Consider the following 13,736-nt stretch of genomic DNA (forward strand, 5'->3'; position numbering starts at 1 on the left):
TACATACCGGGGTTGACCTTTAGCTGCAGTATCTTCAATGTCATACTCATGTTCTGATGAGTGAGGCTTAACTGTAACAAAACGATCTTTACCAGAGCTGCATCAGATGCTGTAAATCTGATTCTTTACCACCACCTTAAACAACAGCCACATTTTGTACTGATCCGAAATGCGACAACGCTTGTTCATAATGGATTCTGCCGGCGTCCTCCTGATTTTAAACAGCAACTCCTTATAATAGGTATACGCCAGTAAAACACCAAGCCGTACTGAGGGCTGCAGTGCTTTAATGCCTTCAAACGCTTCGTCAAATTCCGCTTGAATTTCATCCTCAAGCTGATGTTTTAGCGCATCATCAAAATGGTCAAAATCAACTCCGGGGAAATAGTTGCGTCCCCTGTCTTTAAAGTCATCTTTCAGGTCACGTAAAAAGTTAATCTTCTGAAAGGCAGATCCGAGTTTTCGGGCAGGATTAACCAGCCTGTTGAATTTTTCGCGATCACCTGCACAGAATACACACAAACACATCAGGCCAACAGCCTCAGCAGAACCATAGACATAGGTATCGAAAGATTTCTGATCATGAACGGTCAGTTTAAGGTCCATTTCCATGCTTTTCAAAAAGGCATCGATGTACTCCTGTGCAATATCATAGGTATGAACCACCCACTGAAAACTGTGTAAAATCGGATTGGTACTGAATGAAGTTGCAATAGCCTCATCAGTCTGTTGTACAAATTCCCTGAATACGGCCTCCTGATCCTGTTCGAAAAAGGTATCCACAATTTCATCGGCGAAACGTACAAAGCCATAAATGGCATAAATAGCCTTTTGTGTTTCATAGTCAAGTGACCTGACACCTAAAGAAAACGATGTGCTGTAATTGAGCGTCGTTTTCCGGCTGCAATCCAGTGCGTTTTTAAGATAAAGATCCATAGCGTTTGTCAATTTGTTCAACGGTTAGCGCGGAGCTGATCAAAGTCATTGGCAATCCGGTACCCGGAATGGTTGATGCACCGGTATAAAACACATTCCTGAATTTCTCATCCCTGTTGGCGGGACGCATCCAGGCCATCTGGCTTATCTTATGTCCAAGGCCAAGGCCACTCCCTCTGAACAGATTGAACTGCTTCTCCCACTCCTCAGGTGAGTAGATGGTCCTTGTTTTTATATGTGGCCGGATAGCATACCCGGTCTGTTTCTCAAAATCCTCAATAATCCGGTCCGCGAACTGTTCTTCATCGGTCCAGTCGTTCTTAAACCGTAAATCGGGAACAGGACATAAAAAGAACAGCGCCTGATGCCCTTCAGGTGCCGCTGTAGGATCACTCATTGAAGGCACGTTGACATAGTAGTAGGGCTGCTCTCCGTTGAATGCCGATGTAAATACCGTATCAGCATAATCCCTGAAATCCTGCCCTAAAAAGTAATTGTGTTTTTCAAGCCCGGGAACCTCACCTTCAATTCCAATATAGATCGTAAACGGAGCCATAGTCCATTGCTTCTTTACCAGTTTTTCTTCAGAAAATCCGGGTCGTTTAAAGACCTGACCCCTGAAGGCTGCTGCGTCGGAATTTACAATCATCAGGTCCGCTTCCCATACCTTCCCCTTCTGATCCACAAACCCATGAAGATGCCTGTTCCCGTTTGCTTTATAACCCACAATTTCCGAATCATAAACAATATCCACCTTGAATTTTTCAAGCGCTTTCTCAATGGCCTCCACCAAAGCATACATGCCGCCTTTGATCCCAAAATATCCATCATGTTTAAACTCGGAATAAGATAATATGGAATACAATGCCGGGGTATCAAAAGGTGTACCGCCAAGGAAAAAAGCTACAAGTGAAAATATCTGCTTAATCTCCTTCGACTCGAATCGCCGGTCCACCTCTTCCCAGAAACTGCGCCTCAGTTTTGGCAAATGCTTAGGTGGAACACGTAGGAGTCCTATGGCGTAAGCTAAGAATGAATTGAAATTCTTTTTAACAATAATATCGAAGGTATCGTGGAACAGTTCTCCGGTATCCTCTAGGTATTTAATATATTTCTTTTCAAAGTCAGGCTCCAGATGTCCAATGGAATCAATCATCTTTTGCGGATCCCTGTAGAGTTTATATACAGCCTTTTCATTTCTGAACCGCACTGTATAAAGCGGATCCAGAGGAAAAAGTTCAACATCAAGCTGAACACCGGTATCTTTTTCAAACTCTCTCAAAACGTAACTCATACTAAAAAATGTTGGCCCGGTGTCGAACCTGAAACCATCAACTTCCAGACGGTTTAAGCGACCACCTGCACGACTGTTTTTTTCCAGGATCCGAACATCGTATCCCTTACTTGCAAGCCTAAGCGCTGAAGCCAGACCTGCCAAACCACTACCAACAATTAATACTTTCTTACTCATCTTAAGGTTTTGCTGCTAATAGAAACAGTCATATGTATAAGTTTGTTAAATTGCAAGAAACAATAAACCAAATATTTATGAAATAACAATCATGTTTTACAACAATTATAAATTGTTTGGAATCGCTTAAACAAACTACTCGTCTCAGCCATCTTCCATGTTTATTTGTATTGGGAAAAAGATCCATATTGTTCGATTATACATCTGGCTGTTGCTTTAGGACGATTCAAGTTTGTCCTGTAAATGTAGCTAAAACGCAATAATCAATCATCTTTACGCCAATTACTGAACCTATCTTACTGAAATTTTAAGTCCTTTATCAACAATACAAGAACCTAAATAAATTTTTCTCCGCTTCTAGCCGGCAGTTGTGCCCCAATACATTAAATAAAAGGGCTCATAACACTGTATATAAGATATTTAAATTGGTTTTTATTTGATTTTGAATCTGGAGCTCTTACACGAACAATTCTTGATTTCAACTGAAGAATTGCTATATTTACAATATATAAACCACTCTTAAATAAATTGCCACATCAAGAAAGTTCTGTTTTGTTTGACTTGAATTAACGTTATGAATAAGATCAAAGCACTACTGGCTGACCATAACCCGGATACACTGCGACTACTGACCGGGTTTCTTAAAGAGAGTGATTTCGTTCAGGTTACCGGATCAGTTAATGAAATAAAAAAACTGGACTCTTCGATCAAAGTTCTGGAACCTGATGTTTTGTTTATGAATTTCGCCATGCAGGATCACCTGGGCTTTTCGTGGCTTAAAAATCTAAGGGAATATAATGTTGATATTTCCATCGTTCTGCTGACTCAGGAAGAAGATAACCTTGAAGAGGTCATCAATTATCAGATTTTCTCTAAACTTTCCATTCCATTCGGGGCGGATGATGTTGAACATGTAGTTAAAAAACTCTATCAGCATCTGGATATTGCTGATACAAATGAAAAAATAAAACTTCCCGTAAAGAACGGCTTTTTATTTCTCGATCACAGTGAAATTCTGCTCCTGGAAGCTGAGGGCAATTACACCCGCATCGTGACGACTTTAAACGATGAATTTATGTCTTCCTATAATATGGGACGGCTTTATAAAAAACTGGATGCCAGGCAGTTTTTCCGGATCAACCGAAACTGTATCCTGAACTCTGCCTACCTGAGAAAAATTGACAAAAAAAATAACATTGGAGTTGTACATGTAAATGGCAACAGCAGGGAAGTGAAACTTTCCAACACTTTTATCACATTTTTTAATAAGAATTTCAGCTAATACGTGCGACTTAAAATTTCTACTAATTAGAATTAATTACTGATCCGTCATACTGTGAGAATAAACTCATTCTTCGTACCCTGCCTCCTCTTTTCATCCACAAGTTCATTATTTTCATTATTAAGTGGTAGGCTACATGCACTTCCTCTGAACTTCTAAGTATAGTATGTCTGGAATATAATGCTGCATTCCATACTCTATATTTTGATTTGTAATGCAAGTTAAAAAAACGCACCTTATAGTTTCATTTTGAAATTCATCAGCCATATAATCAATCTTTTTGTCACGTATTAATAATATATATATTATTTTGTTTGTACAGGCGAGTTTTTAGCATCCCTTAACTATGTTACGTTATTGATAATTTACCTATCTAATTGAATAAAAAAAGCACTTAATAAAAAATGGTTACTGTTATCATTCTGCTAACAGTGTTGCTCTATATTTGTAACAGACAGTTTTAAACGGGTGGACTTATTTTTATAAGGTAATAACACTCTCAATCGTTGAACGAACGAATAATTAATGATGATACTGGTTACCTGTATTCAAAACCTGTTTTAATCTGTCCCTCTGCAACATATTAATATCAACGCCAGTTGGACCATACGAACGATGCCTGTATTTCCCCCAAAATCAATACTTATACACAAGGATTGCAGGCATATATATGGACCTCTGACATTTGATGTTGATCAAATGCAGGTGCTGCATATATACTTTCTTCTTTGAACCGAAAGAGAATATGTGACTCACTGTAGCGATAGCTTTGTGCCTGAATTATAGTAATCTATTAATTAAACTCATAAAATCAGCTCTGTGTCGCAAAAAGAATTTTTAAAGGTTTAGGTTCTGTTCACTTGCAGTTTTTATGTTTATATTCATATCATCGGTCATGGAAACACTTAGTACAAGATGTTGATTTCGAAAGGTAAATATTACGGTTTTATTATCTGAAGATGCTTCTCCCTGAGTGTTATAACTCAGAATATTGATTCTGTTCAGATCATTAATTAATCCCTCTCCTGTCATTTTAAGATAGGCCTCTTTTCGTGTCCAGATTTCAAAGAAACGTACTTCTCTTTCCTTTTTTGAAATATCATGCTGATAAAAATATGCCCTTTCCTGTTCATGAAAGTAAGCATCACATATTGAATTAAAATCTTTTAAAGCATCCAATTTTTCTATATCAATACCCACCTTTAATTTCTCGTAGTCGGATATAACAAAGGCAAAGTATTCACCGGAATGCGTCAGATTAAAATCATACGGTGCATTTTCAAGTCTGGGTTTAACAAAATCTTCCTGAAAAAGTCTTAGTTGAGATGGATCAATCCCCAATTTATCCGAAAGTGAAATTCTTAATAAGGCATGAGAAACTACATAGGTATGTTTTACAATTTGAGGAATGAACTGATTAGCATGCTTTACTTCGATATCGGAAAGAACAGATAAAAGTGATGAATAATTTTGGGGGAAATTAAGTGCATTACCACATGTTATTTCAATTGATGTCTTTGATTTAAAAACAGGGGAAATAGCATCATTCAATTCAAAATCCATATAAATAATATTTATTCCTGATAAAAATGTTTTTTAAAGCTTATGTATCAAAAACAAAATACCGACATCTATAACCTGAATTATAGACAGAACTAAATTGTAAAATTATGAAATATTCATACAAGTCATTTCTATTTGTCATCATTCTTTCATTTTTCACAGACTTTGGATATTCCCAGATCACCTATATAGAATTAAGCATAAAACAACCAGGTCTGGAAGATTGCTTATATTCGGCAGTAATGGAATCTGATTTACCCTCAGAAACTATTTCAATACGCACAGAAAGTACAACGGGTCAATTTACTATCAGTATAAATAAGTTCTGCGATGAAAGCAATTTGTTAATGGCTGTTTATGATATTTACGGGAAAACCATCTTCACAGAAATACTTATGATAACGGATGAAAAAACTGAAAAGCTGATTAGCTTAAACAGATATTCACCAGGAATATATATTTTAAGCTTAAGTTCAGATTCAAAATTCTACAGGTCAAAAATCATTCTCAGGTAATCAAAAATTATAGAAAATGATAAGACTGTATGTGATAATATCTCTTTTTTTAGGATCTGTATTATTCGTCAATGCTCAAACGATTAATTTAATCACAAAACGTGTACAATTAAATGATTCGGTTTTATTCAAACTGGATTCCTTTACAGGATCTGTAAATTGGCAAAAATCAGTAGATAGCGTAAACTGGATCAGCATTAGCGAAAATAATTCTGACACCTTCATGTTTATTGCTGATCAAACTGCATATTTCAGAGCTTTTGTTACGGTAGGATCATGCGAACCATTTATTTCTGAAATAGCCAAGATTATCGTTTTAACCAACTCTCAACCCTGGATTCCTGAATTGTTATATCCGGTGAACAATAGTAGTGACCAGGGTCTGTTCTTAACGTTAAAGTGGAAATGTTCTGATCCTGATGGAGATGATCTAAGCTATGATGTGTATTTTGATGATGCTGATGCAAGCACCTTGGTAACCGAAGATCATTCCGATACAACATGGACAACCGGTAGTTTAAACTTTAATACAACTTATTACTGGAAAGTGATAGCCAATGACAATAACGGAAATCTGGTTTCAAGTGAGGTTTGGAGCTTTACAACTCTTGCTAATCTGGCACCTGAACAACCTGAATTGCTCGCACCTGCCAATAATAGTACAACAGGAATAAATGCGTTAGATCTGAAATGGCGTTGTTCTGATCCTGATGGAGATGATCTAAGCTATGATGTGTATTTTGATGATGCTGATGCAAGCACCTTGGTAACCGAAGATCATTCCGATACAACATGGACAACCGGTAGTTTAAACTTTAATACAACTTATTACTGGAAAGTGATAGCCAATGACAATAACGGAAATCTGGTTTCAAGTGAGGTTTGGAGCTTTACAACTCTTGCTAATCTGGCACCTGAACAACCTGAATTGCTCGCACCTGCCAATAATAGTACAACAGGAATAAATGCGTTAGATCTGAAATGGCGTTGTTCTGATCCGGAAGGCGATGATCTAAGTTATGATGTGTATTTTGATGATGCTGATGCAAGCACCTTGGTATCTGAAAATCAAAACGATACAACATGGAGTACAGGCAGTTTACTTTTAAATACCACGTACTTTTGGAAAATTATTGCAAAAGATAGTAACGGGAATTTGGTCTCCAGCGAAATCTGGACATTTACCTTTGATATTAATCCTCATGAAACATTTGAAGAGGCTGACGCACCTGAAACATTTGTGCATGAGGGCAGAGCTTTTAAAAGTCCATGGGGTTACAACAAGCCTGAAAATGCATCCAGGCTTTACCCTATCCTTGTTTCTGGAATGTGGGGAGATGGAGAGAGAAATTACCAGGCGGTAGCAAAAGATTTTCCTGCTTTTGTGATTGATTACCAAAAACCCAGTGAAACGGACGGTCAGATCCTGGGCCAGTGGATCAAAAGTGCTCTTCAAGCTGGCTATCACATAGATGTTAATCGGATATATTATATCGGATTTTCTTATGGAGGTTCAAGCTCATACCCACTGGCAAAAGGCATGTTTGCTGAAAATATGTTCTTTGCAGCCATTATTCGTATGGCCGGCCAGAGTCAGTCCGATTTGGGAAACGATATTGCTCAACAAACAGCTGTATGGTACCATATTGGTCTTAATGATGAACCAATCAGAGTACAGGTTGCGCGAGATGCATTGGAATACATGAATAACTATCCGTGTAATAATAGCGTTGTTGAATCCACAACCTCAGACAACATAACCGGATATGAAAGAAATACAATAATTTTAACCCGTAACATCTATTCTATGTTTGTTTACAGTGAATATACAGGCATGGGACATACTTCGATACCTTGTTTTTTAGACCAGACTCTTTTCCCATGGCTTTTTAACCATTCACTGGATTTTCGTTGATCCCTGATAAATAAAGCAATGCCTTTAGATATTTGCATACATCATGTACTGGAAACTCAGGCAGCAAAAACGCCAGAGCATATTGCGGTCCGTTATTTAGGCGCATCCCTGAATTACGGGCAATTAAACAATTACGCCAATGCACTGGCCAATAGATTGATTGAGAAGCATGTACAAATTGAAGATTTTGTACTTGTCTACATGAACAGACGACTGGAGCTGATCATATCCATCTTCGGCATATTAAAAACAGGTGGTGTTTATGTGCCGGTATCCGGGGATTATCCCAAACAACGCCTGCTGGATATTCTACAAGATACAAAAGCCAGAATCATTATTACCGAAGAAAAATACCGTTCTAATATTCCTGAAGGACCTGAAATCATTAGCATCGACTCATTTCTTGAAAGGGGAAATGAGCTGTTTTTTACACAGCCTGAGGTGAATGTCAAACCATACAATCTGGCATATTGCATTTTTACGTCGGGTTCTACCGGTAAACCAAAGGGAGTCTTGATTGAACATCGTTCTGTAATCAATCGTATTGCATGGATGCAAAAAGAGTATCCGATCAATTCATCAGATACTCTGTTGCAAAAAACAACCATAACATTCGACGTTTCTATCTGGGAATTATTCTGGTGGAGCTTTACCGGAGCCAGTGTTGTGCTTCTTCCCAATACGCATGAAAAAAATCCTGCCAGGCTCTTTGACTGCATTGAAAAGGAAAAAATTACTGTAGTGCACTTCGTTCCTTCAATGTTTAATGCAAGCTTAAGCTACTTGAAATCGGTATATCCTGATAATAAAACCCAAACATTAAAGTGGTTATTCTGCAGTGGTGAAGCCTTATCATCCAATTCAGTGAAAGACTTTTATGCATTAAGCAACTTGAACCTGAAAAATAAAACAATACTGACAAACTTATACGGACCAACAGAGGCAACCGTGGATGTAACTTATTATACCTGTCCGGTTGATGTCCCAACCACTATCCCCATAGGTAAAGCCATTGACAATACCCAAATCTACATCGTGGATGAAAACAACCGGATCCTTCCGCCTGAAGTTGAAGGCGAATTGGTAATATGTGGCGTAAATCTGGCAAGAGGCTATTTAAACAGAACCGAATTAACGAATGAGAAATTTATTACTATTGAGGTTGACCAACAAAAGGTTCGGGCTTACAAATCAGGGGACAGAGCCTATATTGATGATAACGGTAACATTATATATAAGGGCCGGTGTGACAACCAGGTTAAAATAAGAGGATATCGGATTGAGTTGGGAGAAATTGAAAATAATATTGCTGAAATCGATGGAATTAATGAGTGCGCCTGCATTGTCGATAAAAAAGGAACAAGCCATGCGCAGATTATTTGTTTTTATTCATCTTCACCAGGCAATTACCAAAAGCGGGATTTCAAAAAGCAAATTGGAGAAAAATTACCTCCGTTTATGATACCTTCAAAGTTTATTGATCTTAAGGATATGCCGCGAACCAGCAGTGGTAAAATTGACAGAAAAAAACTATCATCTGCTTTCGAACAAAAACTTTCAGATATACAACCAGTCAAAAACCCTGGAAATAATATTGACCAGCAGATTATCGAAATCTGGAAAAACCTTTTAAATGTAGATACGATATCACTGAATACTAATTTTTTTGATTTAGGGGCGAACTCAATATTGCTTGTTCAGTTTACGCTTTTATTAAAGGAAATGTTGCAAATTGATATGGATGTACTGACCGTATTTCAATTTTCCACAGTACAATCACTCGCCGATCACATAAAAAGTATAAAACCCTTAGTATAATCTGAATATGTGTGGTATAACTGGTATTCACAGTAAGCATCTTGATATTCCTGAGCAGGTTACTCAAATAAAAAAGATGATTTCTGTCTTGTTGCACCGGGGACCCGATAACTGGGGCTATTATGCATCAAACCAAACAATTCTCGGACATACCCGCCTGTCAATTGTTGATATATCCGCAGGTCACCAACCCATGCTGATTGACGACCATGTTATATCATTCAATGGAGAAATCTATAATTACATTGAGCTTAAGAAAGAGTTAGAGAGCCTCGGTGTAACGTTTCATACCTCAAGTGATACTGAAGTACTCCTTAGGGCTTTCATTAAATTTGGTACCCGGTGTTTTGAAAAATTAAATGGCCAGTTTGCTGTTCTTATCTGGGACAAACAAAAAAGGCAGTTGACCATTGCCCGGGACAGATTCGGCATAAGACCGCTGTATTACCTAAATTTTGAAGGAACGTACTATTTTACATCAGAGATGAAAGCCTTTGATCAGATTCCAGGATTCTATCGCAGTTACAATCCACAACAACTTTTTATGCACGGCTTGTTATGGAATACATCAGGAAATCAAACGGTATATCAAAACATTAAATCATTACCGGGAGGCTCTTTTGCAGTTTTTGAAAACGGAGAATTGAATTTTGAGAATCAATATTACGAATTAGGTCGTTCATACCATCAGGATAATTTGACTTATAAAGAAGCAGAAGAAAGCTTTATGGCCCTGTTAACAGATGCAGTAAAAATTCGTTTACGCAGTGATGTTCCCGTGGGTGCCTATTTAAGTGGAGGGATTGACAGTTCAGCCATATTAAGCCTCATTAGCGATCAAACGAAAAACAGTTATAAAACCTTCTCCATTGCCTTTGAAGATAAGGAATACGATGAATCCCCTTATCAGTTGGAGATGGCTGCCAGGATCAATACTGAGCATCATGCGATAAGTATCACTTATGATAAAGTTGACAAGGCATTTCCTGAGTCGATATATCATACAGAAAGACCCGTTTTTCGAACGGCACCAACTCCTTTATTTTTATTGTCCGAAAAAGTAAATAAAGAGCATATTAAGGTCGTTTTAACAGGCGAGGGTGCAGATGAAATATTATGGGGTTACGATTCTTTCAAAGAGGTTAAATTGCTGGAATTCTGGTCAAGATTTCCGGATTCTAAAATGCGCCCTTTGTTAATCAAAAAACTCTACCCGCATTTAAATCATTACAGCGATGAGAATCAATATGGAATGATGCGTATGTTTTATGAAGACTTTATTGGCGATATAGGAAACGAGCTGGCATCAGGTAATATCCGGGTACACAACAACAAAATACTGCAAAACTATTTTAATAAATCACTGAATCAGAAATTTGATAAGGGTGACGTCATTGCTGACTATATGCAGGGCTGTCCTACCAACTTTACACGTTTTTCAAGCTTACAAAAAAACCAATACCTTGAAATCAGATCATTGTTAACCGGATATTTATTATCCTCACAAGGTGACCGGATGTCCCTGGCGCATAGTGTTGAAGGCCGATATCCATTTCTGGATCATAGAGTAATAGATATGCTGTTTACTCTGAATGAAGGGTTTAAACTTAAAGGGTTTAATCAGAAATATTTGCTAAAAAAAGCATTTGCTTCAAAAATTCCTGAATCCATTTTAAACCGCCCCAAGCGTCCTTACATGTCGCCCGATTTAAAGTCATTTATCAGAAATGGAAAATTAACCGACAATGCGGCATTTTTCATGAATGATATCCTGATTAAAGATTATCAGATCTTTAATCCCAAATGGGTGACCCGTTTCCTGAAAAAATTTGAAAACGGAGTGCCTGAAAATATCGGATACAGGGACAATATGATTATCACCTTTATATTATCAGCTCAAATAGCACAATACTGGGCCAAACACCCTAGAACGTATGAATTACCGGAAGACTTATGCAGTGTAGAAATAGTTGATTACATGGGCTGAAAAATCCTGATCACAAGAATAATAAAATATTAAATTACCCGGAAAAGAATGAAACAATTTATTTTAAAAAAGCTTGATAACCTGGGATACAGATTGGTAAAACAGGGCCAAAAAGATGATACTGATTTATATCTAAGCACCTATGGTTCAGACAGTGTCTACAACAAACGGTTTTACAATGTAAGCGCCGGAGGTCATTTTGGTTTTGGGAATATAATTAATCATCCACTTTGGCGAAATCTTGATATTAAGCGTCCTGTCGCCAAACACCTGCAACAGTTTGATCCTCAAAAAGATTTTGAATATGACATGTTAAAAAATGAAAAACTTCCCATTGAATCTGATAGTGCGGAAATTATTTTATCTCAATATTCAATCGAGCATGTTTCCGATGCCAGTGCAGAAATCTTTTTCCGGGAGGCACATCGGTCACTGAAAGAGAACGGCATTCTGAAACTGATAACGCCGAACTCCGATCTGGACTATTTAGCATTAATGAACAATAATAGGGATTTTTATTGGTGGGCACATTATTACAACAAAAATATGGGATTTACAGACAACATGGTGACAGCATCCCTGGAGCAACTGTTTATCTCACATTTTGCGGCCAATGCCTCCATATGGCATGGCGGTGGCAATCCCAATCAAATAACAGACCATGAATTAAGGGAAATGGCCGCTAAGCTTTCAAAAGATGAACTTTTCGAATTTTGTACCACAAGATGTTCATTGGAAATACAAAAGCAGCATCGTAATAATCATATTAACTGGTGGACGCATCAAAAAATAAAAGCAAAGCTGCACACAGCGGGATTTAATGAAGTATATTTTACTATTCCACATCAAAGCTCTGCAGCAGTACTGAAAAATAATCGCTACTTTGACAACTGGAATGACGTTGCCTTTTTTGTTGAAGCAATCAAAAGATAATTCAAATAACTTCAGGATATGAATACAGAAATAATTTCAAAACAAGCCATTCAGGATGAACTGATGGATTTCCTGTGCAGGCAGTTCTTCGTTGATTATGAAGACATTGAAACAGACAAAAGTTTGGTTGATACCGGTATTATAGATTCTATGGGACTGATTGAAATTTCCTCTTATATCCAGAAATCCCATGGATTTAAGGTGACACAGGAGCAAATGAACCGTGACAATTTTGGTTCCGTGATAAAGATTGTTGATTTTATTCATACCAATATCTCCTCCAGAAATGAATAAAGATTATGCACATGTTCAGAGGTGTACAAAATGCATCCTTTCAGAAAATTTTCCACGGATAAAATTTGATGATAGCGGAGTGTGTAACTTTTGTAATAATCAGCTTTTGTATACGACAGAAGACGATAATATTAAAATAGCACAAGTAGAGATCGATGCGTTATTCCGCAACATTGATAAGCAAGCATCTGACTATGATGCTATCGTTTGCTACAGCGGAGGAAAAGACAGTACCTATACATTAAAACTGGCTATTGAGAAATATAAACTCCGGGTACTTTCCTTCACCCTCGATAATGGCTTCATTTCACCCACCGCATTCAGGAATATTGAAAAAGTTGTCAGTAAGCTGGGAGTAGATCATTTTACGTACAGACCATCCTACAACTTTATGAAAGGCTTATACCGTGTAAGTTCATTGGAAACCCTGTATACCAAACAATCCTTAACCCGCATATCGGCCAATTGTAACTCCTGCATCTCAATAGTAAATATGGTGGCGTTAAAAACAGCGCTGGAAAAAAACATACCGTTTATACTGGCAGGGTTTACTCTTGGACAGATACCGGCAAATACAATATATTACAAAAATAATTACGAATTTCTTCTGGACAGCAGAAAGCCGGTACTGGATAAATTAAAGAATACAATAGGCGAAAATGTCAGACGATATCTGGAATTACCTGAATCCTTACAGAATAATAACTATCCATACACCATAAATATATTAAGCCTTGAAAAAATCACTGAAAATGAGATAGTAGAGCAAATTTTACCACTTGGTTGGCAGAAACCCAAAGATGTAGACGGTTGTTCCACAAATTGCACTCTAAATGCTTTTAATAATTATGTACACATTAAACGGCATGGATACAGCCCTTATGAACTGGAATTAAGTCATTTAATACGCAAAGAATTATTGAGTAGAGAAGAAGGACTTGAAAAACTATTTGATCAGCCCAAAGATCAGATAGAATTTGCAAAGCAGGAGTTTAAAATTGACGATGAGATGTTAAAATAAA

General features: G+C 37.4%; 11 protein-coding genes. 8 read left to right on the plus strand and 3 right to left on the minus strand.

Annotated features, from left to right (window positions below):
• Positions 1-102 precede the first annotated feature (102 nt).
• Both ACE1EF_RS16225 and ACE1EF_RS16230 read right to left on the minus strand, forming a co-directional pair.
• A complete protein-coding gene (locus tag ACE1EF_RS16225; protein ID WP_375721741.1) occupies positions 103-936 on the minus strand; it encodes a phytoene/squalene synthase family protein in 834 nt (277 codons plus the stop codon).
• Complete coding sequence (locus tag ACE1EF_RS16230) at positions 920-2,407, minus strand: phytoene desaturase family protein (protein ID WP_375721742.1); 1,488 nt, start codon at positions 2,405-2,407, stop codon at positions 920-922. Before ACE1EF_RS16230 ends, ACE1EF_RS16225 begins: the two co-directional genes overlap by 17 nt.
• Positions 2,408-2,981: 574 nt before the next feature.
• Between ACE1EF_RS16230 and ACE1EF_RS16235 the strand changes: the two genes are divergently transcribed.
• The gene (locus tag ACE1EF_RS16235) at positions 2,982-3,689 is read left to right on the plus strand and encodes a LytR/AlgR family response regulator transcription factor (protein WP_375721743.1); all 708 of its coding nucleotides are present in this window, start codon (positions 2,982-2,984) and stop codon (positions 3,687-3,689) included.
• Positions 3,690-4,526: 837 nt separating this feature from the next.
• Here the strand turns inward: ACE1EF_RS16235 and ACE1EF_RS16240 are convergent.
• A complete protein-coding gene (locus ACE1EF_RS16240; protein WP_375721744.1) occupies positions 4,527-5,252 on the minus strand; it encodes a 4'-phosphopantetheinyl transferase family protein in 726 nt (241 codons plus the stop codon).
• Between the two features lie 107 nt (positions 5,253-5,359).
• Between ACE1EF_RS16240 and ACE1EF_RS16245 the strand changes: the two genes are divergently transcribed.
• From ACE1EF_RS16245 to ACE1EF_RS16275, 7 genes are read left to right on the plus strand one after another with little or no spacing between them, the layout of a single operon-like run.
• Positions 5,360-5,767 (plus strand): T9SS type A sorting domain-containing protein, encoded by a 408-nt coding sequence (locus ACE1EF_RS16245; RefSeq protein ID WP_375721745.1) that lies wholly within the window; start codon positions 5,360-5,362, stop codon positions 5,765-5,767.
• 16 nt (positions 5,768-5,783) lie between these two features.
• The gene (locus ACE1EF_RS16250; protein ID WP_375721746.1) at positions 5,784-7,682 is read left to right on the plus strand and encodes a hypothetical protein; all 1,899 of its coding nucleotides are present in this window, start codon (positions 5,784-5,786) and stop codon (positions 7,680-7,682) included.
• Positions 7,683-7,700: 18 nt separating this feature from the next.
• A complete protein-coding gene (locus ACE1EF_RS16255) occupies positions 7,701-9,500 on the plus strand; it encodes a non-ribosomal peptide synthetase (protein ID WP_375721747.1) in 1,800 nt (599 codons plus the stop codon).
• Between the two features lie 7 nt (positions 9,501-9,507).
• The gene (gene asnB, locus ACE1EF_RS16260; RefSeq protein ID WP_375721748.1) at positions 9,508-11,487 is read left to right on the plus strand and encodes an asparagine synthase (glutamine-hydrolyzing); all 1,980 of its coding nucleotides are present in this window, start codon (positions 9,508-9,510) and stop codon (positions 11,485-11,487) included.
• Between the two features lie 48 nt (positions 11,488-11,535).
• A complete protein-coding gene (locus tag ACE1EF_RS16265) occupies positions 11,536-12,420 on the plus strand; it encodes a methyltransferase domain-containing protein (RefSeq protein ID WP_375721749.1) in 885 nt (294 codons plus the stop codon).
• An 18-nt stretch (positions 12,421-12,438) separates the two neighbouring features.
• Positions 12,439-12,714, plus strand: a complete 276-nt coding sequence (locus ACE1EF_RS16270; protein ID WP_375721750.1) for an acyl carrier protein — start codon at positions 12,439-12,441, stop codon at positions 12,712-12,714.
• Entirely contained in the window at positions 12,707-13,735 is a 1,029-nt protein-coding gene (locus ACE1EF_RS16275) for a phosphoadenosine phosphosulfate reductase domain-containing protein (RefSeq protein ID WP_375721751.1), read from the plus strand. Before ACE1EF_RS16270 ends, ACE1EF_RS16275 begins: the two co-directional genes overlap by 8 nt.
• Position 13,736 lies beyond the last annotated feature (1 nt).

This window comes from Quyinboa sediminis, assembly GCF_042219855.1.
GTDB lineage: Bacteria > Bacteroidota > Bacteroidia > Bacteroidales > UBA5342 > JBHJHP01.

Coding starts and splice junctions, on each gene's coding strand:
- ACE1EF_RS16225 (WP_375721741.1), bottom strand. CDS start 936: ATGGATCTTTATCTTAAAAACGCACTGGATTGCAGCCGGAAAACGACG.
- ACE1EF_RS16230 (WP_375721742.1), bottom strand. CDS start 2,407: ATGAGTAAGAAAGTATTAATTGTTGGTAGTGGTTTGGCAGGTCTGGCT.
- ACE1EF_RS16235 (WP_375721743.1), top strand. CDS start 2,982: ATGAATAAGATCAAAGCACTACTGGCTGACCATAACCCGGATACACTG.
- ACE1EF_RS16240 (WP_375721744.1), bottom strand. CDS start 5,252: ATGGATTTTGAATTGAATGATGCTATTTCCCCTGTTTTTAAATCAAAG.
- ACE1EF_RS16245 (WP_375721745.1), top strand. CDS start 5,360: ATGAAATATTCATACAAGTCATTTCTATTTGTCATCATTCTTTCATTT.
- ACE1EF_RS16250 (WP_375721746.1), top strand. CDS start 5,784: ATGATAAGACTGTATGTGATAATATCTCTTTTTTTAGGATCTGTATTA.
- ACE1EF_RS16255 (WP_375721747.1), top strand. CDS start 7,701: ATGCCTTTAGATATTTGCATACATCATGTACTGGAAACTCAGGCAGCA.
- asnB (WP_375721748.1), top strand. CDS start 9,508: ATGTGTGGTATAACTGGTATTCACAGTAAGCATCTTGATATTCCTGAG.
- ACE1EF_RS16265 (WP_375721749.1), top strand. CDS start 11,536: ATGAAACAATTTATTTTAAAAAAGCTTGATAACCTGGGATACAGATTG.
- ACE1EF_RS16270 (WP_375721750.1), top strand. CDS start 12,439: ATGAATACAGAAATAATTTCAAAACAAGCCATTCAGGATGAACTGATG.
- ACE1EF_RS16275 (WP_375721751.1), top strand. CDS start 12,707: ATGAATAAAGATTATGCACATGTTCAGAGGTGTACAAAATGCATCCTT.